This is a genomic window from Halovenus halobia (assembly GCF_051414135.1).
GTDB lineage: Archaea > Halobacteriota > Halobacteria > Halobacteriales > Haloarculaceae > Halovenus > Halovenus halobia.
In genome coordinates this window covers 1,159,540-1,184,538 of sequence record NZ_JBLKOA010000001.1, presented here as the reverse complement: position 1 = coordinate 1,184,538, position 24,999 = coordinate 1,159,540, and the positions used below count along the sequence as shown (strand labels likewise).

The following is a 24,999-nucleotide window of genomic DNA, read 5'->3' as shown; positions in this document are numbered from 1 at the left end:
ATGTCGGAATCGTTGGCAGACGTCGATATCGAGGAGGCCGACCCCTTCAGAGCGGCTGCTGTCCTGAGCAGTCTCGTGATTTTTGCGAGCTACCTCCTCCCGTGGGCGCGCATCGACGGTCCCGCAGAGCCAATCGACGGCGGTGGTGCGGTCGTGAACCTCTCGGAGACGCTACAGGCGTCGGTCGCTGCCGGAGAGATTTCGATATTCCCGGAAGTCGTCCTCGGCGTCGCGCTCGCGGCGCTGGTCATCGCCGCCTTCCGCTGGACGATTTTCCTCCAGTTTCTTGTCGGCATATTGGGCCTTGCGGCGGCCTTCGTCGCACTCCTCATGTGGGCGGTCATCAGCACCGACAGCCAGAGCGAACTCGTCCGGGTCGGCAACTACGCCGGACTTCCCTCCTCGTTCTCGGCGGGAATCGGGCTATGGCTGGCAATTTTCGGCTCACTCGGCCTCGTCCTCGCCGGCTTTGCAGCCGCAACCCGAACCTACGTCCAGGTGAAACGTCTGGAAGCCCAACAAGAGTGAATCCGCACGTTTCTACACTGTGGAGCCCGAGAGCCCAGTTATGGACGAAATTATCGACACGGTTCGGATGGGACAGACAGGACTGCAGGTCAGCGAGATTGCCTTCGGGACCTGGCGCTTCGGCCGCGAGACCAGCGAGGGCAACCTCGAAACCAGCCGCGAGCAGGCCCACGAACTGCTCGACGCCTACGAGGCTGCAGGGGGACGGTTCATCGACACCGCCGACGTGTACGGCGGCGGCGTCAGCGAAGAGTGGATTGGCGAGTGGCTCGAAGACCGGGACCGCGAAGACTTCGTCATCGCCTCGAAAATCTACTGGCCGACCCGCGAGGACGACCCGAATGGCAACGGCCTAAGCCGCAAGCACATGCGCCGACAGATCGACCTGATGCTCGACCGCCTCGGTACCGACTACCTCGACGTGCTCTACATCCACCGCTGGGACGACGATACCCCGGCCCGAGAGTTGATGCGCACGCTCGACGGGTTCGTACAGGACGGGAAGGTCAACTACCTCGGCGCGTCGACGTTCCTCCCGAACACCTGGAAAATAGCCGAAGCGAACGAACTCGCCGAGCGCTACGGCTGGGCAAAATTCAGCGTCACCCAGCCCCGATACAATCTCGTCGACCGGGAAATCGAAGGCGAGTACATGGAGTTCTGCCGCAAGCGCGGCCTCGGTATCTGCCCGTGGAGCCCGCTCGGACAGGGCTTTCTCACCGGCAAGTACGAGCGCGGTGAGGGGACACCCGAGAATTCGACCGCCTCGGACAGCGAGGGCTGGGAAGACCGCTACCTGACCGAAGAGAACTTCCAGACGCTCGATGTTGTGCGTGAAGTTGCCGACGAAGTCGGGGCGTCCGAGGCACAGGTCGCCGTCGCCTACCAGATTGCACATCCGGCGTTGACCGCGCCAATCATCGGTGCCCGAACCGTCGACCAGCTTGAAGAGAACCTGAAGGCGGCGTCGGTCGACCTCTCCGACGAGCAGTTCGAGCGCCTGGAGGAAGCGGGAGACGGGCCGTTTGCCGACATGGTATGATTGTCGGGAGCGACACTGAGCGATACGAACTCGCCATCGACGGCGGCTTCGAGATTGCACGCGGGACCAGCCAGACGACCGAAACAATCGTTGTTCGCCTCGACGGCGAGGACGGCGAGACGGGAATCGGCGCGGCCGCGCCGTCGGCGTACTACGGCGAGAGCGTCGAGAGCGTCGAGTCCGTCCTGCCGGAGTTGCTCGACGCCGTCACCGATATCGGTGACCCGACGCGCCAGCAGACCATCGAGGGAGTGTTGCAGGAGCGAGCGCCCGACGAGGCTGCAGCGCGAGCGGCGGTGTCGGTCGCTGTCCACGATTTGGCGGCCAGACAGGCACACGAGCCACTGTACCGTCGGCTCGGACTCGACCCCACGCTGTCGCCGACGAGTTCCTACACGGTGAGTATCGACTCGCCAGCGGGGATGGCCAGCGCGGCACAGAAGGCGCTGGGTGCGGGCTATCGAGTCCTGAAGGTGAAACTCGGAACCGACGACGACCGGGCACGGATGGACGCAATTCGGAAGACGGTGCCACAGGCACGGATTCGCGTCGACGCCAACGGTGCGTGGACTGCAGAAGAAACTATCGAGAAAATGGAGTGGCTCGCAAACGCCGGCGTCGAGTTCGTCGAGCAACCTGTCCCGGCCGACGACCCAGACGGGCTTGCACGGGTCGCCGAGGAGGGATTTTTGCCAGTCGCTGCCGACGAGTCCTGCGTGACCGCGACGGACGTGCTGGCAGTCTCGGCTGTCGATATCGTGGTCGTGAAACTCGCGAAGTGTGGTGGGATTCGGCCAGCCATACGACAGATCGAGACTGCACACGCCCACGGCCTCGATGTCATGCTCGGCTGTATGGTCGAGAGCATGGCGTCGCTCGCGGGGTCGTGTCACCTCGCGCCGCTCGTGGAGTATGCCGACCTCGACGGCTCGCTGTTACTCTCAGCGGACCCCTACGAAGGAATCCCGATGCCGAACGGGAACGTCGACCTCTCGGCCGTCGAAGAAGGGACGGGCGTGACGCGGGCGGAGTGAGTCAGTCTCCGGCCGCCGATATTCTGTGGTTGAGGTCGTCTTCGAGTCGGTTCGCGTGTTCGAGACGAATCTCTCTGGCCTCCTCTCTGGAGATGTGACCGCTACCGGCTAACTCCGACGTTGTCGGCTCGTAGGCGTCGACATCGAACCCAAATTCGTCGAGATACTCCCGCAGGTCGTCGGTGAGGCCATCAGTGATGGCTGTCTCGACGTGGTCGAGAACGTGGGAGAACTCGGGGAGCACGACCGCCGCTGCTGAGAACTCCGGCGTCGACCCGTCGATGCGGACGTCGGCGCTTTGCAGCGACTCGGTGATTGTCGCAAGTTGGTCGGCCAACTGGATAACCTGACCCGGGAGAGCAGTGTCGGGCGAGCGCCACTCGACAGTATCGAAAGTGTCCCGGAACTGTACGGGCGTCCACACCGAACTCTCGGGGTCGAAGTTCGCCTCGATACTCTGGCGGTCGACACCCGCCCCAACAGCCGCGGTTGTGAATTCTTCGTGGCGGCGTTCGAGTCGGCGGTTCCACTCCGCTTTGCTGTCGACGTAGGGCCACAATCGGCCCTGGTGTGGCAGATTATCGTAGGCCAGCCAGCGGTATAGTTTCGAGCGCGCTCCGGTCGCTACCTCCTCGCCGCGGTAGTACGGCGCAGAGTTGACGAGCGCAAGGGCAGGGTCGATTGCGATGAACGTGTTCAACTGCTCGACCGCTCGCCCGGACTGTTGTTCGACGTGGATGTGCGTCCCAGCGCAGTGGCGGACGTACTCGAACTCCTCGCCAATCAGTTCGGCCTGCACGTCGGTCCGGTCGCTGGGCAGGTCCCGAAGCGAATCGGCGGTAATTGGGGTTGCCAGCGGAACGAGATGCTGACCACGCTCGTCAGCCAGTTCAAGTACCGCCTCGATTCGGCCGTAGAGTTCCCGGCGAAGTTCGGTATGTGACGCACACGGTGTCGTTTTGATTTCCAGCATGGGTGCGACGAACTCACGTTCGACGCCGACCGCAGCGTCTGTCAGCCCGTCAGGTTCGACGAGTCGTCCGTGGTCGTCGATGACCCAGTACTCGACTTCGATGCTCCGACGAATAGGTTCCGATTCGTGTGCTGACACAGTCCTGATCTGATGACTCCGGAAGGCGTTGCAGCCAACCGCTTGGCGTTCTGTTCGTCTCAACGAATATTTTACTACAGCATAAACAGCAGGAATTGCGCAATATTTGAACTGTTCTTTCACAAATCTGCGCAATTAGCAACCAATATTGTAACCTTATTCGACAAAGCTAGTAGAATAGTGTAATTTGAGTTCTCAAAAATTAATTATAGCAATTCATGCGCAGTTTGAGTGAGTATACAATCAGGAAAATCTAATAAAATTCAATACTACAACGTTTATGTAGTCAGAAGACACAGATATCAGCAGTGTCAAATGCCCGAATTGCGCTGTTGAACGCCGCGCACGCTGGCGAGGAGACCTGCAAGAATTTCGAGCGGGAAGTGCCCGCAGAACTCGTCAACTTCGACGTGACGGCGTGTGAGTTTCCGGAGACGCTGTCGTTCGACGGCTGTCTCATTACGGGGTCGCGGGCGTCGGTCTACTGGGACCGGGAGTGGATTGGCCAACTCAAAACGTGGGTTGGCTCCGCAATCCGGCAGGGGATGCCACATCTCGGCGTCTGCTTTGGCCATCAGTTGCTGGCGGATGTACTCGGCGGGTCGGTCGAGAACATGGGTGAGTACGAAATCGGCTACCGGACGGTCGAACACGAGGGGACCTCAGTGTTGTTCGAGGGTATCGACCGCGATTTCACGGTCTTTACGACGCACTCAGACCGGGTGACACGGCTGCCGCCCGGCGCAGAGTTGCTCGCCAGAAACGACTACGGAATCCACGGCTTCCGGCAGGGACAGGTCTTCGCCGTCCAGTTTCACCCGGAGTACGACCGGGCGATGGCCGAGCGAGTCACGCGCGGCAAGGACGAACTCCCCGAGGAGAAGGTCCAGCGCGTCTTCGATGGGATTACCGAGGAGAACATCGACGCAGCAGCGGAGGCAACGACAGTCTTCGAGAACTTTCTGTCGTTCGTCAGAGACCGCCAGCCAGTCGAGGAAACGGCCGAGTCAGCCTGACAGCCTAAAGGGCTGCCAGTCGTCGGGCTGGTCAGTCAATCCGCGAATTCTGAGTTCGCCGTCAGCATCACTTTCCTCGGCGTCACGGACTTCAATGCGACCGTCGGCAGCCTGACTGAGCGTGTTCACTGTCTTTGTATCGTGTGTCGTCGGGTCGATTGCGAACACGCCGAGGCCGTCTGCGCTGTCGATGCGTCCCGCAAGTGTCTGGGAAAACTGGAACAGCGTCCGCAGGTCGACGTACATCGACAGCGACGAGAGGCTGATGAGTCCGGTCCTGACCCGCCCCTCGGCAACCGCGGGGTAGAGCGACTCGTACAGCGCCGAGAACTTCATTCCAATACCCGTCAGATCGCTCTGTGTCGAGACGTACTTGACCTCGGCACTCAGTTCTGCCTTGCCGATATCCTGCCCGCTGCAGTCGATAATTCCCATCTGTGTCGGGTCAATAGCCGGGTCGTTACGCTGACAGGACTGCAACAACTTCTTGCAGGTCATGTTCGTCGAGATGAACAGTGACCCCTCGCCGAACCCGGTCCCGTGGGCGACCATCGCCCGCGCGAGGTCTTCAGATGGGCTGAGCGCCGGCCCGGCGACGAACACCGTCGTTCCCGCCTCGATTGGCTCGACTGGAATGTTGTCACCGAACTCGTAGCCCGCGGGGCCAGCGTCACTCATTGTTCACCCTCCATCGCGGCGTCGAATTGCGTGTGCAGTTCGATGAGGTCCATCGCCGTTGCAGCGAGTTTCTGGAGATACGCCTCATCGGCGAGTGAGAACTCCCGCGGTTCCGTGTCGTAGACACAGAGCGGACCGATGACGAGGCCAGACGGCGCAACCAGATTTGCCCCCATATACGACTGGATTCCCATGTCGATGAGCGTCTCGCTGCGAGACTCGAATCGCGGGTCCTCGGTCACGTCGGAGACAGTCATCACGTTGTCGTCTTCGAGGATGGTGAACGTGCAAATGGAGTCTTCGCGGTCCATCGAGTCCCACTCCTCGGCCGTCCCGTAGCAGGCCAGAAACTCCTGACTGTGCTCGTTGATGATGTTGATCGAAGATTGCTCGACCTCGAAGTGCTCAGCAGCGAGGTCCGTAATTCGGTCCAGCGCGTCGAGCAGGCCCGGGTCGTCGAGGTCGTACGACTGCAGCGCGACCAGTCGCTGTTGTTCGGTCTGTGGCACCGGGTAGGAGCTCTGGGTGTTGTTCTCGATAGTCGTCCGGAGCAGTTCTCCGAGGCGTTCGGTTCCGAAGACTGAACCTTTGCCGACGTACTCGGTCAGCGCGCCCCGCAACGCTGTGGTGTCGAGCGTGTCGGGGTCGGTGTCCGTGTACAGGACAACGCCAGCGTCGGGACAGTGCTGGTCGGCCTGCGTAATCACATCGAATCCGGTGCCGTCTGCGAGTTCGTATTCCGTGATGACTGCGGCGACGTCCTGTCCAAGCGCGTCAGTTGCCCCGTCCACTCCATCGACGGTGGTAAACGAGAGGTCTAGGTCGGAGAGTTCGGTCCGGAGGCGTTCGACCGTCTCCGCTCGCTCGGCCTCGTCCGGGTGGACACAGAGAATCCGGTGTGACATACAATTACAAAAGTGGTCGATTCCCGTCGGTATGTACGTACCGGCCCGACTATCAACCACGAAAACGGCTGCCAGGGAGCGGCAAGTCACGGCTTTATGTTTGCGCCGGCCCAACCGTGGCGTATGAGTCTCGACGTGGCTGTCCCCGACCCACCCGAACTGGAGGGAATGGACCCCAACGAGTACGAGGACGCAGAGGTGGTTGGCGACACCGATTACAAGCGCGACGAACTGGAGGCGTTCCTGCGGGAAGGCGCGTGGGAGGAATCCTTCGAGCAGTGGGCCGCCGAGACAGAGATGGACGAACACGACTTCGAGATTATGCTCGACCTGGAGATGATCGGGCGGTTCGACTTCTTCTGGGATTCCTTCGCCGAGCGCGTCGGCTATCACGCTCCCGGAATCCCCGAGGACTGGAAAGAACGAGACTACCACCCAGATATCGAGTCGTGGGGTACAGTGTCGAGTATCAACGCCTCGCTGACGGAACTGGGCCAGATTGTCTGTGACGTCCTGAAAGACGAGTATATCGACTGGGAGACGGAGTACGAGGCCCCCGACGACCTGCCGGATTTCTGAGGGGCGGGCGAACGACGGTTACCGCTCGGCGAGCAGTTCCTCGGCGATGATCGAGCGCTGTATCTCGCTGGTTCCCTCGCCAATCTGGTAGATTTTGGCGTGGCGGTACTGCCGTTCGACCGGGTAGTCGCGGGTGTAGCCGTTGCCGCCGTGAATCTGGACCGCGTCGCTCGCCACCTCCTCGGCGACTTCGCTCGCGGACAGTTTCGCCATGCTCGCCAGTTTGCGCGGACTGTCGCCGTCGTCGATGCGGGCGGCGGCGTCGTAGACCAGTCGGCGGGCGTGCTCCGTCTTGACGGCCATATCCGCGAGTTTGTGCTGGATGGCCTGGAACTGCTTGATTGGCCGGCCGAACTGCTCGCGGTCGTGGGCGTAGCCGACCGCCTCGTCCAGACAGCCCGCGGCGATACCGAGCGCTCCGGCGGCAACACCGACGCGTTCGACCTCGAAGAAATCCATGAGCTGGTAGAACCCGAGGTCCTCCTGTCCGACGAGGTTCGCTTCGGGCACCCGGACGCCGTCGAACCGCAGTTGGGTGGTCTCGGTGGCGTTCCAGCCCATCTTGTGAATCTCTGATTCGACCTCGAGTCCGTCCCGGTCGGTCTCGACGAGGATGGCCGAGATACCGTCGTGGCCACCCGCCGACGTGCGACACATCGTCAGGATGACGTCGGCGATGGAGCCGTGCGTTGTGAACGTCTTCACGCCGTCGATGACGTACTCGTCGCCGTCCTGCGTCGCCTCGGTCGACGCAGGGCTCGCCGAGCTTCGCTCGGAGGTGTCTCGTTCGGCGCTGGTCTCGATACTCGCGGCGTCGCTGCCGTGGCTGGGTTCGGTGTTCGCCATCGCGGTGATGACCTCTCCCGAGGCGACGCCGCCCAGAATCCACTCTTTCTGGGCCTCGGTGCCGTACTCCTCTATCATTCCCGTCCCGAAGTCTGTGCCGAGTGCCGCCGCGACGCCCGCGTCGACCCTGGACAGTTCTTCGACGACGAGGACACTCTCGAGTGTGCCCATCCCCGCGCCGCCGTACTCCTCGGGGATGTCCGCGCCGACCAGCCCCGCGTCGACGGCGGCCTCCCAGACATCTTCGGGCCATGTCTCCGTCTCCTCGGCCTCGCGGGCAATCGGCGCAATCTCGTTTTCGGCGAACTCACGTGCGGTCTTTCTGACGGCCTGTTGTTCGGCCGTGAGCGAGAAATCGACCATTAGAATCGCTCTCGAAGGCTCACCTTGTCTATCTTTCGCGTGGAGGTCTTCGGGAGTTCGTCGACGAACTCGACACGGCGGGGAATCTTGTAGTCCGCCAGCTGTCCACGGACGACGGTTTCGATATCCTCGACGGTCACGGCGTCGTCGGCGACGACGATTGCGGTCACCTGCTCGCCGAGGCGGTCGTGTGGGCTGCCGATGACCGCCGCCTCGGCCACGCCGTCGAGTTCGTAGATGACGTCTTCGATCTCTCGTGGATAGACGTTCTCGCCGCCGCTGATTATCATATCGTCGATGCGGTCCTCGACGAAGAGGTGGCCGTGCTCATCCATCCGGCCGATATCGCCCGAGCGAAGCCAGCGTTTGCCCGCACGCTCGACGAAGGCCTGCTCGTTCTTCTCCGGGAGGTTGTAGTAGCCCGGCGTGATGGTGTCGCCGTGCCACAACAACTCGCCTTTCTCGCCGGTCTCGACCGCCTCCCCGGAGTTCGGGTCCTCGATGCGCACGTCGACCACCTCCTCGGCGACGGGACCGATACTGCCGGCCTGGTAGACGTCCTGGTCCGGGCGGTTGATCGCTGCCAGCGGCGTCGTCTCGGTCATGCCGTAGCCCTCGAGCAGCGTCACGTCGAACGTCTCCTCGACAGCCTCGATTCGCTCTTTGGGCATCGGTGAGCCACCGACGCCGATGGTCTCGAGCGCAGAGAGGTCGTACTCCTCGAGTCCGTCGAACCGCAACAGGTCGATGGCCATCGTCGGAATCAGGAAGACGTAGGTCACTGACTGTTCGTCCATGACCGACAGCGCCGTCTCCGGGTCCCACTGTGGGAGGAAGTGGTTCTCTGCGCCCGCGACGACGAACGGCGTCGAGGTGACGTTCAGTCCCGAGACGTGGAAACACGGACAGACGGTGAGTGTCGTCTCCCGGTGTGTCCAGTCCATGTACGTGATCAGCCCGTGGGCGTTCGCCGAGAGGTTGCCGTGGGTGTGTTTGACCCCCTTCGGTCGGCCCGTCGTCCCCGAGGTATAGACCAGTTCTGCGAGTTCGTCCTGCTTGCGCGGGTAGACTTGCTCGATAGGGTCGGACGTCTGTACCAAGTCCGTATAGCTGTGGCCGCGCTCGCCGTCTGCGACAATCATCTGTTCGAGCGAGTTCACGTCGAGGCTATCGATGACGTCCTCGAACTGGCCGTGAGTGACGACGGTACTCGCGCCGGCGTCGTCGAGGACGTACTCGATTTCCTCCCCCTCGAAGCGCATGTTTATCGGGAACGGAATGGCCCCCCGCTTCATCGCGCCGAAGTACGCGGCGAGAAAGACCGTGCTGTTTGGCAGGTACAGCGCCACCCGGTCGCCCGGGTCGACCCCCAGTTCGGCCAGCGCGCCGGCGAAGCGGTCGGTCTCCGCCGAGAGCGCCGCGAAACTCAGCTCTCGTTGTGGGTCTGTCAGCGCTGTCGCCTCTGGTCGGTCCCCCGCAGCCCTGTCGACGAAGTTTGCAAAGTTCATATACCCGTGTGTATTCATGTAAGAAGTCCTATTCAAAGTTTGGCAGTGAATACCAGTCACGGCTGTGCCAGTCGTCCCGGTGACGGCGTCGAACGATGTTCTTAAATGGCAACGACGGCTGGTATCTATCAGTTCTAGGTGAGACGGGATGTCTGAACACCACCAGACCGAGCACGGCGAGGGGTCGTCGTTGCGGACCCCCATCGTCGCAGTACTCGGCCACGTCGACCACGGGAAGACGAGCCTGCTAGACCAGATTCGCGGCTCCGCAGTGAGCGAAGGCGAAGCAGGGGCAATTACCCAGCACATTGGCTCGACCGCGGTGCCACTCGATGTCATCTCCGGCATCGCTGGCGACCTCGTCAACCCCGACGATTTCGACCTTCCCGGACTACTCTTTATCGATACTCCGGGCCACCACTCGTTCTCGACGCTTCGCTCTCGTGGCGGCGCACTCGCTGATATTGCGATTCTTGTCGTCGACGTCAACGACGGCTTCCAGCCACAGACCCACGAGGCCGTCGGCATCCTCAAGCGCACCTCCACCCCATTCGTCGTGGCAGCGAACAAAATCGACACCGTTCCGGGCTGGAATCCCGAAGAAGGCCGCCCGTCGAAACTCGCCATCGAAGCCCAGAGCGAACGTGTACAGGGCGACCTCAACGAAAACCTCTACGAGATCATCGGCCAACTTTCGGACGAAGAGTTCTCCGCGGATATGTACTGGCGCGTCCAGAACTTCCAGTCGAACATCGGTGTTGTCCCTGTCTCTGCGGAAACTGGCGAGGGAATTCCTGACCTCCTCACTGTCTTGATGGGACTCTCCCAGCGGTACATGAAAGAGGAGATGGCCATCGATGTCGACGGTCCTGCGGCGGGTACCGTACTGGAGGTGACCGATACACAGGGCTTCGGCGCGACCATCGACGCGGTCATCTACGACGGGACAATCCGCGAGAACGACCAGATTGTGGTCGGCGGCCAGAGTGGCCCGATTGTGACCGAGGTGCGTGCGCTGTTGCAACCCCGCCCGCTCTCGGAGATTCGCTCGGACGAGGAGTTCGAGAATGTCGAGGAAGTCGTCGCCGCACAGGGTGTCAAAATCGCCGCCCCGGACCTCGACGACGCGATGGCTGGCGCGCCGGTCCGCGTCGTCAGAAATCAGGATGTCGACGAGGTCGTCGCCGAGGTGAAAGCCGAACTCGCAGATATTCAAGTGTCGACCGAGGAAGAAGGCGTGACCATCAAAGCCGACACGCTCGGGAGTCTCGAAGCGCTCGCGAGCACGCTCGAAGAGGCCGAGATTCCGATTATGTCTGCGGAGGTCGGCGACGTTGCGCCGCGGGACGTCCGCATGGCCGAGACGGCAGACACCGACCACCATCAGGCGATTCTCGGGTTCAACGTCGACGTACTCGAGGACGCCCGACAACTGGCCGAGCAGGAGGACGTTCGGCTGTTCGAGCACGACGTCATCTACCGACTGATCGAGCGCTACGAGGACCACGTCGAGGAAATCGAGCAGGCCCAGCAGGAGCAGGTACTGGACAACATCACCCGGCCAGCGCGCTTCGAGATTCTCGACGACCACACCTTCCGCCAGTCTGACCCGGCAGTCGTCGGTGTCGAGATTCGCGGCGGCCTGCTGCGCCGCAACAGCCGCATCGTCAACTTCGACGGTAACGAACCAGAGCGCGTCGGCCAGTTGAAATCGATTCAGGACGAGGGCGAAGATGTCGACGAGGCCCGCACCGGCGAGCGCGTCGCGGTCTCAATTGATGGTCCGACCGTTGGCCGACAGATCAAGGAGGGTGACGAACTGTGGGTCGAAATTCCTGAGAAACACGCGAAGATTCTCGAACAGGAACTGAACGAGGATATTACCGCCGACGAGCGAGAGGTGCTGTCGATGTATCTCGACAACCACCGCAACCGTGACCCCTTCTGGGGCAAGTAGCTGGTCGTATTATTTCTTACGCTCGATGGTCTACAACGGTGCAGAGCGCTCTCGCTGGGGAGTGTAGTTCTCTAAAAAGTGAAAGTTGGAAAGTTCTGGAACGCGGTGTTCCAGTATTACAGTCGAACGACGTTCGCTGCGCGCGGGCCTTTTGGTGAGGACTCGATGTCGAACTCAACCTCAGTACCTTCTGTCAGGTCCTCTCCGCCGACATCTTCCATGTGGAAGAAGACGTCTTCGTCGTCGTCGAGGTCGCCGTCGTCAGTCGAAATGAAACCGTAACCGCCTGTGTCGTTGAAGAAATCAACTTTACCGTTTGCCATTACAAACAGACATTGAACCGGGGAAGGGATAACCCTTCCGAGAGTCGCGGTACCACGGACCCCGTGACCATGGGCACACGGATTGGGGTGGTCGTGTGCAGTGCAGCAAACGTCAGCGGTCGGCTCAATTACGGAGGTAGATATTTACCGGACAATCACGAGGTACAACATGCACCGACATGAAACCGTGCCAGAACTGCCAGACGGTCATCGACGAGTATATTCTCGATAAACAGCTCGAACCGTTGCGCGAGCTCACGGCCGATAACTTCAGCGTCTGTGCGGACTGCACAACAATCGTCGCGGATGCGTGCGTGAAGTGTGGCGGCGCGGTGTACGTTCCCCGAAGCAAATCCATCACTCCGGACTACTGCCCGGCGTGTCGGGCCGACGTTATCGACAGCACGGGTCAGGACCCTGGCTGGACGCGCAGTGACGCCTCCACCTGAGCGGTCGTCGCTCTCAACACGGTTTTTTATAGTACCGATAGCGCCAGACCCTTCGACTGAGAGATTCGCGTTCGATAGTGGTACAACTCGAAGCCCTGCGTTCGGCTGTCCAGCGCTATGAGACCTGGTCTAGCCGTCAGGTCGCCACCGACCACCAATCTCTGCGCGAGGGTAGTCCTGATATGTCCCATCGAGATACGTTGTGACACGGCCGTTTTCTTCACTGAGTGTAATTGCCCACAGGACGTTCTCCCGGAGTGACGTTTCCAGTGCGCTCATATGTTTCGTCCCCATCCAATCCGGAAAGCTGAGCTCTCCAGCTGCTGGGAATTCGGCAGGGGTTGGGCTTCGAACCCGGACCAGTTGTCTTTGAATCGTCCCATCCCCAGTCACGACAATTGCTCCGTCGCGGGTGAATGCAACATCTTCAGCGACCCGGCGAAATGCGTCGGGCGAATCGAAGACGACTTTACACCGGTCAGTTGGCCACACGTTCTCCCCCAGCGGGTCAGTATATTCCTCAAAATCGGTCTCGGCAACGACCAGAAAATACAGGCTGGGACCGCTCACGTACTGCTCGTCCCACTGGTCGAACTCCATGCTCAGAGATTCGGCAACGTACCGAATCTGGTCCATGAGGTCTTGACTGGTGGCGTACTTTTGCAGCACTGTCTCAAGCTCGTTCATTAGGCTCTAATGACAGTAGAACGTGATACGTATTAAGCTCTGGTTGGACAGCTGTCTCGCAGCAATTTCTCAGCCGCTGGTGAGTCCAGCGCAGTCGGGTATCGAGATCTACAGAAAAGTAAGCCGGAACGGCCGTCAGAATCCAGACTCGACAACGAGCCAGAGCGCAAAAACGACGACACCGCCCAGGGAGGTACTGAGCACAGCGTGGATTCGGAGTCGGTCGAGGAGGTGATGCGCGTTGTCCGAGAGTTCCGCAACCTCGCCGACTTCGCCGCCGACCTCACACTCGGGCAGGAAGTCCATCGCGATGTGCAAAAAGATACCGGCAGCGAAGCCAAAGATTGCGGCCCGGCCGAGCGCGCCGATTGGTAACTGGACGAGTGCGGACGGAATCCCGGCGATACCGACGCCGGTCGCAGGCAACAGAATAACCGAGGCAGAACGGTCGTCGCTGGCCAGTCGCCGGGCAGCAGCGTAGCCAGCGGGACCCTTGTGCGAGACGATTGCGAGTCCAAGCAGGAGTCCGAGTTCCGGCATCGACCCGTACACCAGCCCGATGATGACACCCGCCGAGAGGGCGTGTGCAGTCAGTTGGACGGCCGTGTTGTCGAACGTCTCGCTGACGTGAGCCAGGCGGTGGCCAACGACGTGTGAGCCAAAGCCGACGAGAATCCCGGCAGCGACGCCGAACCCACCGACGCGAGGGTTGAAGCCGATAGCCTGTGGCAACAGAAAGACAGCAGCGCTGGTGATCATCGCGCCGCTTGCCAGCCCGTAGCCCCAGACCAGTCGCGTCGCGTTGGCTGCCTGCGCCGCGCGAATCCCGAGCGGAATTGCCCCGGCCATCGCCCCGAAGGCCACCCACGAGATGGCGAGCATCTTCCAGAGACCCTGCAGCACCGCTACAGCAGACAACAGTACCAGCAGCGCTACCGCCGCAAAACCGAGTGCCGACGAGCGACCGCGGTAGTTAATAACTTTGGAGGCCGTGTTATTACTCATCTAGAGTATCAACGACTAGTCTGAATTATAAGCGTGTCGATGGACCACGAACTGAGGGGAAATTGGGGCCCATTGTGACATTTGCAGCGAGTTCGATGCGCCTTCGGAATGTAAGAAGCCATTACTCGGGGGAGCTAACTGTCGATGAGAGATGCACTGGGACCGAATCGAGGCAGTCACCTTCGATCTCGATGGCACCCTGTTGCAGTATGAACGCTCCCCGGGCGAGGTGCTCCAGCGGGCCTACGAGCGCTGTGGGATTGAGCCGATTTTTCCCGTCGAAGAGTATTACGCACGGTACGACGAATTTGCAGAACAATACGAGTCACAGGAGCGCCTCCGAGCGGAGTGTTTCGCCGCGCTGGCGGCAGAACACGGCGCTGACCCCGAACAGGGGCGGGCAGTCGCGGCGGCGTTCACCGACGAACGAGACCAGTCGCGTGTCGAGTTTCTTCCGGGGGCTGAGCGCGTATTGACAGCAGCCAGCGACCAGTATCAGACAGCGGTTATCACCAACGGCGCGGCCGACGCACAGCGACAGAAAATCGAGGCAGCTGGAATTGACGACCACGTCGAAACGGTGGTCGTCGCAGGGGCAGAGTGTCCACCAAAGCCCGCGACAGAGTCGTTCGAGCAGGTATTGACGCGTCTTGGCGTCGACCCTGCGCGAGCGGTCCACGTTGGCGATACCCCCGAGACAGACGTTGCAGGGGCTAACGCAGTTGGGATGGCGTCACTGCTTATCGGAGCAGCCGCATCAGTCGACGCCGAGCCAACAGCACAGTATGCCTCGATAGCCGACTGCTCGGTGTTCGAGAGTTCCGAGCCACAGGCTACGGAGTCGGAAGAGACGTGATAGCTAGCCACACACTGCACCGAGAAAGAAAAGAGAAGAAAATCCCCCGGAGAGCGACCGGTTCTACGGTGTCTGGAGTCGGACGTCAGTTACCTGATGGATGTCGTCGCCAATACCTTCACCATCGCAGTCGGCTTCGGGACAGTGGTAGTGCCAGCCGTCCTCGGTGGCGGTTCGCTCCGCAAACCGGTTTCCACACCGGTCACAGAAGAGGTCCCCATCCTCACAGTTGTCCTGATGCAGGTCGAGTTCGAGTTCGGAACTGAATGTCCGTTTGCAGTTACGGCACGTATGTGGCATACTCGAAGATACCGCGTTCTCTCATAAAATTGTACCGGAACGTTCACTCCTGGCGATTCCGCTCTGTCACATCCCAGATTCGCAAGACAACAACCGAATATTTCGGCGGATTATCTCGCTGCACGCGAGCAATTACCATAGACTATAAATCCAAACGTACCACTCCTGAGAGCGGTGCAGTCCGTCTACAAAAACCGAATTCCAACGGGGTTGGCTGGGCGGTGTGACTACACAACTCTGACGGTCGGAACTGGACGCTGTGGGAAGCCACTGTGGCCCCATATACCGGAAACAAAGTCCGGTAAGAGTGACGGCCGACGCGTGGGTTAGTCACGATTGCTAGCAGAACCGCGTGAAGAGAGCTAAATTACGGCACTCTACCAGTTGACTACCCCGAAAGAACTGGCAATTTACGCCGGTACATCAGAAGGGTGGCGGTATTCACCGAGAGAACGTAGATAAAGTGTGCCGCGATATAGAGGGTAGGTAACGCGGCAGTACCACACTGTCGACGAGCCAATCTATGAGTACGGACAACTGCCGACGAGGTGTGCACGCATGAATACGGTCGAAGAGTGGAAAGAGAAAAAACACCCGCTGGATGTCATCGAGGACGTCAAGCGGTACGCCGAGGAAGGGATGTCCTTCGAGGAAATCGCCGATTCAGAAGGCGATGGCGAGTTCGAGCGCCTGAAGTGGGCCGGAATGTACACTCACGGCGTTCACGACGATTACTACATGATGCGGACGAAAGCCCCCGGTGGCTATCTCACGCCCGAACAGGCGGAAGTCATCGGCGAGATGGCAACCAAACACTCCACTGCCCCCGAGGAACACGGCGGCGAAGAACAGAACGACATCTGGGGCGACGCCTACCTCGACATCACGACCCGACAGGATATCCAGAAACACTGGATCGAAATCGAGGACGTTCCCGAGATTTGGGCCAAGTACGACGAGGTCGGCCTCACCACGATTCAGGGCTGTGGTGACTCGGCCCGGAACGTACTCGGGTGCCCGGTTGCTGGCGTCTCTGATCACGAAGTCTTCAACGCACAGCCGGTCATCGAAGCGGTCTCTGAGTTCTTCACGGAGAACCGGGAGTTCGCCAATCTCCCCCGGAAGTTCAAGATGACGATCACCGGCTGTAAACACGACTGTGCGCAGTCACAGATCAACGACGTGGGGATGACCCCGGCGAAAAAGGAGATTGATGGGGAATGGAAGTACGGCTTCCACGTCAAGGTCGGCGGCGGCCTCTCCGACGGCCCCCGGATGGCCTCGCCGCTGGACGTGTTCGTCCTGCCGGAGGACGCCGTCGAGTTCACCCGAGCGGTCGCCCAGACGTTCAAGGAACTGGGCGACCGGAACAACCGCGGTGTCTGCCGGATGCGCTATCTTGTCCAGCAGATGGGGCCCGAGAACTTCGAGCAGGCGATTCGAGACCGCAGCGAGGTCGATTTCCACGAGCGTGGCATCGACCTCACCGAGGGCTACACCGGCGACCACGTCGGCGTCCACGACCAGAAACAGGACGGCCTGAAGTTCGTCGGCTTCAACGTCATCACGGGCCGGATGGGCGGCGACGAGTTCGCCGAGGCCGCTCGCGCGGCCGAGAAGTACGGCACCGACGAGGCCTCGGTCCGACTCGCGACCGACCAGAACTTCGTGCTGACCCACATCAAAGAAGAGAACATCGGCAAACTGATGAACGAGCCGTTTGCCCGCAAGTACAAGCCAGATCCGGGGCCGTTCTCCCGCGGCGCGGTCGGCTGTACCGGCTCGGAGTTCTGTAACTACGGTATCATCGAGACGAAAAATCGCGTCCGGCGCTGGGCGAAAGCACTCGACAAGCGCATCGACACGCCGGACGACCTCGATGTCGTCCGGATGCATATGTCTGGCTGTTCAGCCTCCTGTGCACAGCCACAGATTGCCGATATCGGCTTCCGCGGCGAGACAGTCCAACTCGACGACCCCGAAGGCACGACCAACGAAGAGGGCGACAATATCGTCGAAGGAATGGACTTCGGCCTCGGCGGCGCGCTGGGGACAGACAACGAGTTCCTCGACTGGGTCGAGCACGCAGTTCCGGCGAGTGCGGTGATTCCCGCACTGGAACAGTTGTTCGACGCCTACGCCGACGAACGCCACGAGGGCGAACGCTTCTACGACTGGTGTCGTCGGACCGACAACGACCGACTGCGAACGATTATGCAGGGTGCAGACGCCAACGTCTCCGGAGGTGTCGCACATGGCGACTGACGAAGAGCCCGAACTCGTCGAAGACAGCCCTGCGCTCGGCGGCAACGACCCTGGTGTCGGCGAAGCAGGCGGCCCTATCGAAGACGAGCAGACGTTACCTGGCGTTCCAGCCACCGACTCGGAGGGAACGAGTGTCCCGCCGCTGTCCGACAACGAGGACCGAACCCGAGGGCAGACAGAGACGATTCCCGCCGAGAAGACAGCCCAGTCTGGCGGCAGTTGTGGCTCGGGCTGTGGCTGTTCGACCGACGAGCCAGCCGAGTCCAACGGCGCAGGCAACAAGCGTGCGATGGCCGACGGCGCTGGTGCGGAAAGTGCCGGCGGCACACCAACGAACGTCGACGAGAACGGCGAACTCGGCGACATCGAGTTCACCGAACCCGCAAGCGGCACGAGCCAAGCACTGCCTGGGGAGGGCCGCGAGGACCCGGACCGACCCGACGAGCGAGTCAACCTTCCGGGCGACGCGGAACTCGACACGCCCGGCTACGGCATTCGCTCGGAGATGAACGACATCGAGACGCCGGAGGACAAGACCTGGTTCATGGAACTGGACGAGGGCGTCATCGACGAGGGTCGGTGTATCCAGTGTGGCACCTGTGTCGCGGCCTGTCCGTCCGACTCTATCGGTATCGGCGACGACGGCCTGCCCGAACTCGTCAAGATGTGTACGGGCTGTTCGCTCTGTTGGGACTTCTGTCCCCGCGGCGGCCTGCGCTACGAGCGCCAGTGGAAGATTACCGGCGGCGAGGACAACGTCAAGGGTGCCGGCGACCCGATTACGGAGTTCTCCGCCCGCGTCGAGGAGGACTGGCGACACAACTCCCAGGACGGCGGCGTCGTCACCGGGGTCCTCAGCCAGTTGCTCGAAGAGGGCGAAATCGACGGCGCACTCATCGCCAGCGAGAGCGACGAAGACTCCTGGAAGGCAGAGGGATTCATGGCCACCACTCCGCAGGAACTCAAGGCCAACACCGGCACCATCTACAACCAGACGATGGCGCTGGGCCACCTCGACTTCTCGCAGTGGGAAGACAAGTTCGAGAAAGACTGGGAGGACATCTCCCTGGCACTGGTCGGGACGCCCTGTGAAATCGAGGGTATCCGCGCGCTGCAGGACTTCGAGTGGGACTACGGCTCTCAGGAGGAAGGCGTCCGTGCAATCGACTACACGATTGCGCTGATGTGTACGAAGAACTTCAACTACCAGCAGCTCATCGGCGAGGAGATTCAGGAGCAGCGCGGCATCGACATCGACAACGTCGGCAAGATGGACGTGCTCCACGGCAAACTGATGGTCGACGACCTGGAGGGCAACCGCATCCTCGAAGAGGACATCGAGAACTTCCACGACGCAGCGCTGAAAGGCTGTGACGAGTGTGCGGACTTCACGGGCTTCTGTGCGGACCTGACCGTCGGCTCCGTCGGGTCGAGCGACGAGTACTCCTCGGTCATCGTCCGGACCGAGACGGGACTCGACGCCTGGAACCGCACCAAAGAGCACCTCGATTACCACGACCTCGAAGACAAGTCCGCCGTCGGGAAGCTGCAGGGCTGGGACAAGAAGAAAGCCTTCGAGGCACTCGAGCGGCCGTTCGACCCCGACGCCCCGCGATTCATCGAGTACAGCGACCACGTCGAGAACTACGGCGGCGAACTCAACCCGCACGAAGCGAACCACTGAGCACCACGGGACGCTAAGTAGCTCGGCACCGTATTCACAATCGTGATCTATCTCACGGAAGGGCTGGTCGAGACGCTGTTGGGGTTCGCCAGCGAGAAAGACCCCGACTCGACGACGGTTCCCCTTGCGGTGACCGACGCTGACGAGTTGGACGTTGACCTCGAGCAAGACGGACCGGTCTTTACGCACTTTTACATGCAGAACGACGACGACGCCGTCAACGCAGTTTTTGGCGTGAATCTCGGGATTCCCGCGGGCCAGACTCCCGGCGTGTTCGTCTCACACCCACGGGGCAGGTTGAGCGTCTCGAAGCGCGACGACCTCAGGGAAGTCGTGTTCGTTGCCATCCCACCGTGGGACAGAGACTCGTTTCAGGCGTTCGACCGCGCCGGCGACCGCGTCGAGTACGAGATTCTCGATATCGAACCGCCAGAGGAAACCGCGGCCGTCGACGGCGATCACTCCAGATAGCCCAGGTCCTGGAGTTGGTCGGTGATTTCGTCGAAATCTGCCTCGGTCAGTTCGCCGCGTTGCTGGTGCTGGATAACGATACTGCGGAGGAGAAACCGGACCAGGTCGCTGGTGCTCTGGAAACTGGTGCCGTCGATAGTCTCGTCGACACGGTCTGCGAGGTCTTTTGGAATCGAAACCGTCGTGTACTCTGTCATACCTCCCGAGAGGTGAGACGGCCTCAAAGGCATTGTGCTCTTCCAGACAGACACAATTAACCGCTCTCGCCCAGTTGAAGACTGTAGTGATTGGACCGCTATTCGTAGTTGGAATTCTCGTTGCAGTGTTCGTCGGATACAACATCGGGGGGTCGACAACTGGCCCCGCGTTCGGCCCCGCCGTCGGTGCTGATGTCATCTCGAAGGCTGGTGCTGCGGCGCTGTTCTCGGTGTCCTTTGCCATCGGTGCCGTGACGCTCGGGCCAGAAGTTATCGACACCCTCTCTGACGGTATCATCGACGGAGCAGGAGTCTTTACCCTCCGAACCGGCGTGGCGGTCCTGTTTTTCATCGGACTTGCGCTGTTCGTCGGCAACCTCTTTGGTGTGCCTGCCTCGACGTCGATGACGACAGTCGGCGCAATCGCAGCACTGGCCCAGGCCGCCGGCGCGCTCGACTGGGCAGTGCTCGGTGAGATCGTCGTCTGGTGGATCGTCGCGCCGATTATCGGCTTCTGGGTCTCGGGAGTCATCGGGCGGTATCTCTACCCCAAACTCAACCAGATGGTCGCCATCGACGCCAGCGATGGACCGGTTGTCGAGCTTGACCAGTCGGGGACGGTTCCACGTCCCGTCCGCGGGCCGGGCACGACACGACGAGAACTCACCGGCGTGACTGTCGTCGTCGCTATCGGCTGTCTGATGGCCTTTGCCTCCGGAACTTCGAACGTCGCGAACGCAGTCGCCCCGCTGGTCGGCAGCGGGACGCTGGACGTTGGCACGGCGGTGTTGCTCGGGTCGGGCGCCGTTGCGCTCGGGTCGTTCACCATCGCCCGGCGGACGCTCGACACGATGGGCAGCGACATTACGGCACTGCCGCTAACAGCAGCAATCATCGTCGCCTCAGTTTCGTCGTTCCTGACGGTCGGTCTCTCGGCAATCGGCATCCCCGCGAGTTTCGTCATCATCGCAACGATGAGTATTATCGGACTTGGCTGGGGACGGGCAACGCGGACGACAACCGCTGTCGGCGGCGTGCGAGGGGAGGAGTCGACCACCGTCTCCGTTGGGTCGCTGGCCGGCGACGAGGAAGGAGAAGAGCTGCCGGAAATCGGTGAAGAGGAGCCAGAAGATATCCCCGCAGCGAGTGAACTGTTCAACCCCTCGACGACAGCACGAGTGGTCATCATGCAAAACGTCGTGCCGCTCATTTCGACGGCCGGCGCCTACCTCACCTTCAGGTTCGTACCGATTTTCGGCCTATAGCTTTGCCTCGAACGCTTCGATAATCGCCGCTGGCAGCGCTTCTGTTGGGTAAACACCGTCGACAGCGCCCGTCTCGATTGCATTCTCGGGCATCGACGCGATACTGGCAGCCTCTGGGTCCTGGACGAGCACCGTTGCACCAGCGTCGGCAAGTGCCTCCACGCCAACTGCACCATCGGAGCCCATCCCGGAGAGGACAACGCCGACAACTGGCCCAGAGACGGCCTCGGTCCCAGACTGAAGCGTGACGTCTGCCGCCGGGCGGACGCTGTGGACTGGGTCGTCGTCGGTGAGTGAAACGACGAGGTCGTCACCGAGTTCGCGGTCAATTTCGAGGTGGTGGTCGCCGCGAGCAATCACCGCCTCGTTGGGACCCACCTGGTCGCCGTCGCTCGCTTCCCGGACATCGAGTGCCGACACCTCGTCGAGTCGGTCAGCGAAGCGGCCGGTAAACTGCTCGGGCATGTGCTGGACGATAACGACTCTGAGGTCCGCCGTCGCCGGAAGCGCGCCAACGACAGTATGGATTTCCGAGGGACCACCCGTCGACGCTGCGATGAACAGCGTCGGCGGCGTGTCCAGTTCCTCGGCAGCAACGGCCGGCGCGGCCACCTGTTCAGGGACCGCCGGCGAAGCCTCGTCGTCGGGAACCGACGCAGCTGGCGTGGCGGCGTCGACCTGTTCGACATCGGCGTCGGCAACGACACCAACGAGTTCGATAAGGTCGTCTGCGTACTCGACGAGACTTGTCGTCACCTCACCGTCGGGTTTCCGCATAAAATCGACCGCTCCAGCGTCGAGTGCGTCCAGTGTGGTGTCGGCGCCTTCCTCGGTGTACCGACTCAGCATCAACACCGGCGTCGGGTCGGTGGCCATGAGTTCAGCGACCGTTTCGATGCCGTCCATCCCCGGCATCTTCACGTCCATCGTCACGACATCAGGACGGTGTTCCTGGACGGCTTCGATGGCCTGTGTCCCATTTTCGGCCACCCCAACTACGGTGTGGTCCCCTTCCTCCAGAATCTCGCGGATCTGGACCCGCATAAACTGCGAGTCGTCCACGACGACGACATCGGCCATTGGTCACGCTTGGCTGGCCAGGGTCATATGTTTCACCCTTACCACACCGCCGTAAGAATCTCGATTCGAGTGCCGTCGTTACTCTCGGTGATATCGACCGCCCAGCCCAGCGCGCCGGCTATCTCTTCGACCAGCGCGAGTCCGTTGCCGTCCCGTTCGGTGACAGTTGTGTAGCCGCGGTCGAACACGTACTCCAGGTCCCGGTCAGGGATGCCCGGCCCGTCGTCTTCGACGTAGAAGCCGCGGTCATCAGCGAGTGCCCCGACGGTGACCGTCACAGCGTCGTCGCTGTGGACGACCGCATTGTCGAACAACTGGTTCAACAGCATCCGGAGTCGCTCCGGTTCGGCATAGACCTGCATCTCCTCGACAGTGAGGGCGTCCGCTGGGGCGTCGATAAACTCCCAGCACTCCTCGGCAATTGTCGCCAGTTCGAGTTCTGTCTGTGCCTCGAGTTCGCGGCCGGCCTTGACGAACAATAGTCCTTGGTCAGCCAGTGCTTCGAGTTGTGTCAGCGCCGACTCAACGTGGTCGATATGCTCGCTGTCACACTCCGTGCGGACCAGGTCGAGGCGCCCGGCAGCGATATTGATTGGATTGCCGAAGTCGTGAGACACCAGTGAGCGAAGTTGTTCCAGTCGCTCGCGCTCACGGGTGAGTTCTCGGGCAGTCTCTCGCTGTTCGAATCCTGTTGCGAGCAGCGCCGCTATCTCGTCGATGATCTCTGTCGACTCTGTCCCCGTGCAGTCGCCATCAGTGTAGAGATGGACCACGGCGTCGTTCTGCAGAGTCGGCAGGGGAATGACGATAGCCGTCGATGCCGGAGAAATTGCCCCGGTCTCGACGAGTTGTTGGTGTTCTGGACAATCTGCGGCCGCACAAATTTGTGGCGCGTCCGCGCTCAGCGCCTGTCGGGTAAGTCCATCCTCGACGCTGACCTGGTCAGGAAGCGAGTCCGACGCCGTCCGAATACGAATCGCTGCTGGCGAGCGTGTCGGATACCCAATCCACGCCGCCGTCTGCTCCGGGACCCCAACGAGTTCCGCCGGGAGCCGCGTGGCAAGTGTCGCCGCGTCGGTATCCTCGGCAACCACGCGAGAGACAGAGCGCAGCGTATCGAGCAGCCACCGGTCACCGGAGTCATCACGTCTCTCCATGCACTGTACTCCTGTCCCGACCGGCAAAATACTAGGCCTTCGGTTACCGCGAGCCGATCATCTCGAAAACGTCGTCCAAATTCTCGCGGTCCATCTCGCCAACCTGCTCGCGCGTCTCGTTGCGGAGGCGCTCGCGCTCCTCGAGGAGGCTGGCGTACTCCTCGTGATGGTCGAGTCGAGAGTCGGTCATCTCGTCTTCGAGGGTGGCGATTTTCTGTACGACCCGGTAGAGTTCGGCCAGCTGCTCGTCGTAGTGCTGGATATCGAGCAGTCGGTCGACGACCATCCGGAGGTCAGATTCGTCGACTGGCTTGGAGATGTAGTGGTCGAACTCCATGTCGACGATGTCGAACTCCGGGGCGACTGCGGTGACCATCGCCACACGACAACCGTACTCCGCCTCGCGGATCTGTTCGAGCACCTCGTCGCCGGACATGTCCGGCATATGCCGGTCGAGCAAGACCACGTCGACGGTGTCGTCGAGTTTCTCCAGCGCCTCCGTCCCGCCGGTGGCGGTCCGGACATCGTAGCCGTCGCCAAGCCAGATTTCGAAGGCCTGGACGACCCGCTTTTCGTCGTCAACTGCGAGGACAACCGGACGGTCTGCGTCGTCTGTCATGTCCGAACCTCGAACCGTGCACCGCCGTCTTCACTCTCTGTCGCGGTCACCTCCCAGCCGTGAGCTTCTGCGATTTCCGCGACGATACTCAGCCCAAAGCCTGTGCCATCCTCGTTTGTCGTGTAGCCGTAGGTGAACAGTTCAGCTGGGTCGGCGTCCTCAAAGCCTGGTCCGTCGTCGGCGACGTAGAAGCCAGGAGCCTCGTCAAGTTCAGCGACCGAAACGGTGGCCGACTCTGAGCCGTGTTCGAGTGCATTGCGAAACAGGTTCTCGAACAACGTTCTCAGTCGCTCGGTATCAGCCGAGACTGTCGGCAGTGAGTCCGCCAGCTCCAGCGTTGCACTCTCTGACCCTGCGGTCGACCACGCCGCTTCAGCGACAGTCGACAGTGGAATCGACTCCGTCTCACCGACGGACCGTCCCTGTTTGGCGAGAGTAAGCACATCCTCGATGAGCGCCTCCATCCGGTCGTGGATATCTTCGAGTTCTTCGAGCGCTTCCTCGTCGCCGGCCCGTGCGACCGCAGTCGTTGCCTTGGCTGCCTGTAACGGGTCCCGAAGGTCGTGGCTGACGAGACTCGCAAACTGCTCCAGTCGCTCGTTTTGCCGTTCGAGTTCCCGCTGCCGTTCGACCTCCTCGGAGATATCTCGCATAATCCCAGAAAAGATTCGTTTGCCTTCGTAGGTATGTTCCTCGAACGTGATCGACAGCGGCACTTCGTGACCGTCCTTGTGCTTGGCGGGCAGCCGAATGCTGTTCCAGTCTAGCTGGCGTTCGCCCGTATCGAGATATCGGTCGACTGCATTGAAGTGCTTGCTACGAAACCGCTCGGGCATGAGTACCGTCAACTCCTCGCCGACGAGTTCCTCCGGTTCGTAGCCGAACACCCGCTCGACAGCCTGATTGGCGTACAGAACTGTGCTCTCTGTGTCGATCGAGACAATCGCGTCAGAGCCATTTTCGACCAGCGAACGAAAGAAATCAGTATCGCGGACAAGCGAGTCGAGTTCTGGCGTTGACCCACCCAGATCTTCGGACGATGCCATTTCTGGCGGATCTACTTCCGCCAAGGGT

Annotated in this window: 26 protein-coding genes; 12 read left to right on the top strand and 14 right to left on the bottom strand. The window is 61.1% G+C overall.

Annotation, left to right across the window (positions count from 1 at the left end):
• From ACMGFM_RS06310 to ACMGFM_RS06300, 3 genes are read left to right on the top strand one after another with little or no spacing between them, the layout of a single operon-like run.
• On the top strand, positions 1 to 528 hold the full coding sequence (locus ACMGFM_RS06310) for a hypothetical protein (RefSeq protein ID WP_436901592.1): 528 nt from the start codon (positions 1 to 3) through the stop codon (positions 526 to 528).
• A 40-nt stretch (positions 529 to 568) separates the two neighbouring features.
• Positions 569 to 1,570: an aldo/keto reductase gene (locus ACMGFM_RS06305; RefSeq protein ID WP_436901591.1), complete on the top strand. Its 1,002-nt coding sequence runs from the start codon at positions 569 to 571 to the stop codon at positions 1,568 to 1,570.
• On the top strand, positions 1,567 to 2,604 hold the full coding sequence (locus ACMGFM_RS06300; protein ID WP_436901590.1) for a dipeptide epimerase: 1,038 nt from the start codon (positions 1,567 to 1,569) through the stop codon (positions 2,602 to 2,604). Before ACMGFM_RS06305 ends, ACMGFM_RS06300 begins: the two co-directional genes overlap by 4 nt.
• A gap of 1 nt (position 2,605) precedes the next feature.
• On the opposite strand, the gene ACMGFM_RS06295 is transcribed toward ACMGFM_RS06300, so the two are convergent.
• Positions 2,606 to 3,715 (bottom strand): glutamate-cysteine ligase family protein, encoded by a 1,110-nt coding sequence (locus ACMGFM_RS06295; protein WP_436901589.1) that lies wholly within the window; start codon positions 3,713 to 3,715, stop codon positions 2,606 to 2,608.
• Between the two features lie 308 nt (positions 3,716 to 4,023).
• Here ACMGFM_RS06295 and ACMGFM_RS06290 point away from each other — a divergent pair, with 308 nt between their 5' ends.
• Entirely contained in the window at positions 4,024 to 4,731 is a 708-nt protein-coding gene (locus tag ACMGFM_RS06290; RefSeq protein WP_436901588.1) for a type 1 glutamine amidotransferase, read from the top strand.
• Here ACMGFM_RS06290 and ACMGFM_RS06285 read toward each other — a convergent pair.
• Together ACMGFM_RS06285 and ACMGFM_RS06280 are read right to left on the bottom strand one after the other, a co-directional pair.
• A complete protein-coding gene (locus ACMGFM_RS06285; protein ID WP_436901587.1) occupies positions 4,723 to 5,409 on the bottom strand; it encodes a DUF7504 family protein in 687 nt (228 codons plus the stop codon). The two genes, ACMGFM_RS06290 and ACMGFM_RS06285, sit on opposite strands and share 9 nt — an antisense overlap.
• Positions 5,406 to 6,314, bottom strand: a complete 909-nt coding sequence (locus tag ACMGFM_RS06280) for a GAF domain-containing protein (RefSeq protein ID WP_436901586.1) — start codon at positions 6,312 to 6,314, stop codon at positions 5,406 to 5,408. Before ACMGFM_RS06280 ends, ACMGFM_RS06285 begins: the two co-directional genes overlap by 4 nt.
• A 123-nt stretch (positions 6,315 to 6,437) precedes the next feature.
• Here ACMGFM_RS06280 and ACMGFM_RS06275 point away from each other — a divergent pair, with 123 nt between their 5' ends.
• Entirely contained in the window at positions 6,438 to 6,893 is a 456-nt protein-coding gene (locus ACMGFM_RS06275) for a DUF7992 family protein (protein WP_436901585.1), read from the top strand.
• An 18-nt stretch (positions 6,894 to 6,911) separates the two neighbouring features.
• Here ACMGFM_RS06275 and ACMGFM_RS06270 read toward each other — a convergent pair whose 3' ends face one another.
• Positions 6,912 to 8,102, bottom strand: coding sequence for an acyl-CoA dehydrogenase family protein (locus tag ACMGFM_RS06270; protein ID WP_436901584.1), 1,191 nt, complete (start codon positions 8,100 to 8,102; stop codon positions 6,912 to 6,914).
• A complete protein-coding gene (locus ACMGFM_RS06265) occupies positions 8,102 to 9,610 on the bottom strand; it encodes a class I adenylate-forming enzyme family protein (RefSeq protein ID WP_436901583.1) in 1,509 nt (502 codons plus the stop codon). Before ACMGFM_RS06265 ends, ACMGFM_RS06270 begins: the two co-directional genes overlap by 1 nt.
• 148 nt (positions 9,611 to 9,758) lie before the next feature.
• Between ACMGFM_RS06265 and infB the strand changes: the two genes are divergently transcribed.
• On the top strand, positions 9,759 to 11,567 hold the full coding sequence (infB, locus tag ACMGFM_RS06260; RefSeq protein WP_436901582.1) for a translation initiation factor IF-2: 1,809 nt from the start codon (positions 9,759 to 9,761) through the stop codon (positions 11,565 to 11,567).
• A gap of 116 nt (positions 11,568 to 11,683) precedes the next feature.
• Here infB and ACMGFM_RS06255 read toward each other — a convergent pair whose 3' ends face one another.
• Positions 11,684 to 11,890 carry a cold-shock protein gene (locus ACMGFM_RS06255; RefSeq protein WP_011323528.1) on the bottom strand — a complete coding sequence of 69 codons (207 nt, stop codon included), beginning with the start codon at positions 11,888 to 11,890 and terminating at the stop codon, positions 11,684 to 11,686.
• A 179-nt stretch (positions 11,891 to 12,069) separates the two neighbouring features.
• Between ACMGFM_RS06255 and ACMGFM_RS06250 the strand changes: the two genes are divergently transcribed.
• Positions 12,070 to 12,339 (top strand): DUF7571 family protein, encoded by a 270-nt coding sequence (locus ACMGFM_RS06250; RefSeq protein WP_436901581.1) that lies wholly within the window; start codon positions 12,070 to 12,072, stop codon positions 12,337 to 12,339.
• A gap of 129 nt (positions 12,340 to 12,468) precedes the next feature.
• Here the strand turns inward: ACMGFM_RS06250 and ACMGFM_RS06245 are convergent, their stop codons facing one another.
• Both ACMGFM_RS06245 and ACMGFM_RS06240 read right to left on the bottom strand, forming a co-directional pair.
• A complete protein-coding gene (locus tag ACMGFM_RS06245) occupies positions 12,469 to 13,026 on the bottom strand; it encodes a diadenylate cyclase (RefSeq protein ID WP_436901580.1) in 558 nt (185 codons plus the stop codon).
• A 135-nt stretch (positions 13,027 to 13,161) separates the two neighbouring features.
• A complete protein-coding gene (locus ACMGFM_RS06240) occupies positions 13,162 to 14,031 on the bottom strand; it encodes a ZIP family metal transporter (protein ID WP_436901579.1) in 870 nt (289 codons plus the stop codon).
• Positions 14,032 to 14,182: 151 nt separating this feature from the next.
• On the opposite strand from ACMGFM_RS06240, the gene ACMGFM_RS06235 reads away from it, so the two are divergent.
• Complete coding sequence (locus ACMGFM_RS06235) at positions 14,183 to 14,887, top strand: HAD family hydrolase (protein WP_436901578.1); 705 nt, start codon at positions 14,183 to 14,185, stop codon at positions 14,885 to 14,887.
• Between the two features lie 63 nt (positions 14,888 to 14,950).
• Here ACMGFM_RS06235 and ACMGFM_RS06230 read toward each other — a convergent pair whose 3' ends face one another.
• Complete coding sequence (locus ACMGFM_RS06230; protein ID WP_436901577.1) at positions 14,951 to 15,187, bottom strand: HVO_2901 family zinc finger protein; 237 nt, start codon at positions 15,185 to 15,187, stop codon at positions 14,951 to 14,953.
• A 558-nt stretch (positions 15,188 to 15,745) separates the two neighbouring features.
• Here ACMGFM_RS06230 and ACMGFM_RS06225 point away from each other — a divergent pair.
• The 3 genes from ACMGFM_RS06225 to ACMGFM_RS06215 are packed head-to-tail and all read left to right on the top strand — an operon-like array spanning position 15,746 to position 19,607.
• Positions 15,746 to 17,452 carry a nitrite/sulfite reductase gene (locus tag ACMGFM_RS06225; RefSeq protein WP_436901576.1) on the top strand — a complete coding sequence of 569 codons (1,707 nt, stop codon included), beginning with the start codon at positions 15,746 to 15,748 and terminating at the stop codon, positions 17,450 to 17,452.
• The gene (locus ACMGFM_RS06220) at positions 17,442 to 19,136 is read left to right on the top strand and encodes a Coenzyme F420 hydrogenase/dehydrogenase, beta subunit C-terminal domain (protein WP_436901575.1); all 1,695 of its coding nucleotides are present in this window, start codon (positions 17,442 to 17,444) and stop codon (positions 19,134 to 19,136) included. Before ACMGFM_RS06225 ends, ACMGFM_RS06220 begins: the two co-directional genes overlap by 11 nt.
• A 42-nt stretch (positions 19,137 to 19,178) precedes the next feature.
• On the top strand, positions 19,179 to 19,607 hold the full coding sequence (locus tag ACMGFM_RS06215; protein ID WP_436901574.1) for a JAB/MPN domain protein-containing protein: 429 nt from the start codon (positions 19,179 to 19,181) through the stop codon (positions 19,605 to 19,607).
• Here ACMGFM_RS06215 and ACMGFM_RS06210 read toward each other — a convergent pair.
• Positions 19,595 to 19,804, bottom strand: coding sequence for a ribbon-helix-helix domain-containing protein (locus tag ACMGFM_RS06210; protein WP_436901573.1), 210 nt, complete (start codon positions 19,802 to 19,804; stop codon positions 19,595 to 19,597). The two genes, ACMGFM_RS06215 and ACMGFM_RS06210, sit on opposite strands and share 13 nt — an antisense overlap.
• Positions 19,805 to 19,890: 86 nt before the next feature.
• On the opposite strand from ACMGFM_RS06210, the gene ACMGFM_RS06205 reads away from it, so the two are divergent.
• A complete protein-coding gene (locus ACMGFM_RS06205) occupies positions 19,891 to 21,069 on the top strand; it encodes an inorganic phosphate transporter (RefSeq protein ID WP_436901572.1) in 1,179 nt (392 codons plus the stop codon).
• On the opposite strand, the gene cheB is transcribed toward ACMGFM_RS06205, so the two are convergent.
• The 4 genes from cheB to ACMGFM_RS06185 are packed head-to-tail and all read right to left on the bottom strand — an operon-like array spanning position 21,064 to position 24,971.
• A complete protein-coding gene (cheB, locus tag ACMGFM_RS06200; protein ID WP_436901571.1) occupies positions 21,064 to 22,149 on the bottom strand; it encodes a chemotaxis-specific protein-glutamate methyltransferase CheB in 1,086 nt (361 codons plus the stop codon). The two genes, ACMGFM_RS06205 and cheB, sit on opposite strands and share 6 nt — an antisense overlap.
• A gap of 38 nt (positions 22,150 to 22,187) precedes the next feature.
• Entirely contained in the window at positions 22,188 to 23,306 is a 1,119-nt protein-coding gene (locus ACMGFM_RS06195) for a sensor histidine kinase (protein WP_436901570.1), read from the bottom strand.
• A gap of 43 nt (positions 23,307 to 23,349) precedes the next feature.
• The gene (locus ACMGFM_RS06190; protein WP_436901569.1) at positions 23,350 to 23,925 is read right to left on the bottom strand and encodes a response regulator; all 576 of its coding nucleotides are present in this window, start codon (positions 23,923 to 23,925) and stop codon (positions 23,350 to 23,352) included.
• On the bottom strand, positions 23,922 to 24,971 hold the full coding sequence (locus tag ACMGFM_RS06185; protein WP_436901568.1) for a PAS domain S-box protein: 1,050 nt from the start codon (positions 24,969 to 24,971) through the stop codon (positions 23,922 to 23,924). The genes ACMGFM_RS06190 and ACMGFM_RS06185 overlap by 4 nt, the downstream gene beginning before the upstream one ends.
• Between the last annotated feature and the right edge of the window lie 28 nt (positions 24,972 to 24,999).

What these genes read in the sequence shown, in the direction of transcription:
- ACMGFM_RS06185 (WP_436901568.1), bottom strand. Translation starts at nt 24,971, where the DNA reads ATGGCATCGTCCGAAGATCTGGGTGGGTCAACGCCAGAACTCGACTCG.
- ACMGFM_RS06275 (WP_436901585.1), top strand. Translation starts at nt 6,438, where the DNA reads ATGAGTCTCGACGTGGCTGTCCCCGACCCACCCGAACTGGAGGGAATG.
- ACMGFM_RS06230 (WP_436901577.1), bottom strand. Translation starts at nt 15,187, where the DNA reads ATGCCACATACGTGCCGTAACTGCAAACGGACATTCAGTTCCGAACTC.
- ACMGFM_RS06225 (WP_436901576.1), top strand. Translation starts at nt 15,746, where the DNA reads ATGAATACGGTCGAAGAGTGGAAAGAGAAAAAACACCCGCTGGATGTC.
- ACMGFM_RS06250 (WP_436901581.1), top strand. Translation starts at nt 12,070, where the DNA reads ATGAAACCGTGCCAGAACTGCCAGACGGTCATCGACGAGTATATTCTC.
- ACMGFM_RS06235 (WP_436901578.1), top strand. Translation starts at nt 14,183, where the DNA reads ATGCACTGGGACCGAATCGAGGCAGTCACCTTCGATCTCGATGGCACC.
- ACMGFM_RS06220 (WP_436901575.1), top strand. Translation starts at nt 17,442, where the DNA reads ATGGCGACTGACGAAGAGCCCGAACTCGTCGAAGACAGCCCTGCGCTC.
- ACMGFM_RS06195 (WP_436901570.1), bottom strand. Translation starts at nt 23,306, where the DNA reads ATGGAGAGACGTGATGACTCCGGTGACCGGTGGCTGCTCGATACGCTG.
- ACMGFM_RS06210 (WP_436901573.1), bottom strand. Translation starts at nt 19,804, where the DNA reads ATGACAGAGTACACGACGGTTTCGATTCCAAAAGACCTCGCAGACCGT.
- ACMGFM_RS06255 (WP_011323528.1), bottom strand. Translation starts at nt 11,890, where the DNA reads ATGGCAAACGGTAAAGTTGATTTCTTCAACGACACAGGCGGTTACGGT.
- ACMGFM_RS06190 (WP_436901569.1), bottom strand. Translation starts at nt 23,925, where the DNA reads ATGACAGACGACGCAGACCGTCCGGTTGTCCTCGCAGTTGACGACGAA.
- ACMGFM_RS06305 (WP_436901591.1), top strand. Translation starts at nt 569, where the DNA reads ATGGACGAAATTATCGACACGGTTCGGATGGGACAGACAGGACTGCAG.
- ACMGFM_RS06265 (WP_436901583.1), bottom strand. Translation starts at nt 9,610, where the DNA reads ATGAACTTTGCAAACTTCGTCGACAGGGCTGCGGGGGACCGACCAGAG.
- ACMGFM_RS06310 (WP_436901592.1), top strand. Translation starts at nt 1, where the DNA reads ATGTCGGAATCGTTGGCAGACGTCGATATCGAGGAGGCCGACCCCTTC.
- ACMGFM_RS06280 (WP_436901586.1), bottom strand. Translation starts at nt 6,314, where the DNA reads ATGTCACACCGGATTCTCTGTGTCCACCCGGACGAGGCCGAGCGAGCG.
- ACMGFM_RS06240 (WP_436901579.1), bottom strand. Translation starts at nt 14,031, where the DNA reads ATGAGTAATAACACGGCCTCCAAAGTTATTAACTACCGCGGTCGCTCG.
- cheB (WP_436901571.1), bottom strand. Translation starts at nt 22,149, where the DNA reads ATGGCCGATGTCGTCGTCGTGGACGACTCGCAGTTTATGCGGGTCCAG.
- infB (WP_436901582.1), top strand. Translation starts at nt 9,759, where the DNA reads ATGTCTGAACACCACCAGACCGAGCACGGCGAGGGGTCGTCGTTGCGG.
- ACMGFM_RS06285 (WP_436901587.1), bottom strand. Translation starts at nt 5,409, where the DNA reads ATGAGTGACGCTGGCCCCGCGGGCTACGAGTTCGGTGACAACATTCCA.
- ACMGFM_RS06245 (WP_436901580.1), bottom strand. Translation starts at nt 13,026, where the DNA reads ATGAACGAGCTTGAGACAGTGCTGCAAAAGTACGCCACCAGTCAAGAC.
- ACMGFM_RS06270 (WP_436901584.1), bottom strand. Translation starts at nt 8,102, where the DNA reads ATGGTCGATTTCTCGCTCACGGCCGAACAACAGGCCGTCAGAAAGACC.
- ACMGFM_RS06300 (WP_436901590.1), top strand. Translation starts at nt 1,567, where the DNA reads ATGATTGTCGGGAGCGACACTGAGCGATACGAACTCGCCATCGACGGC.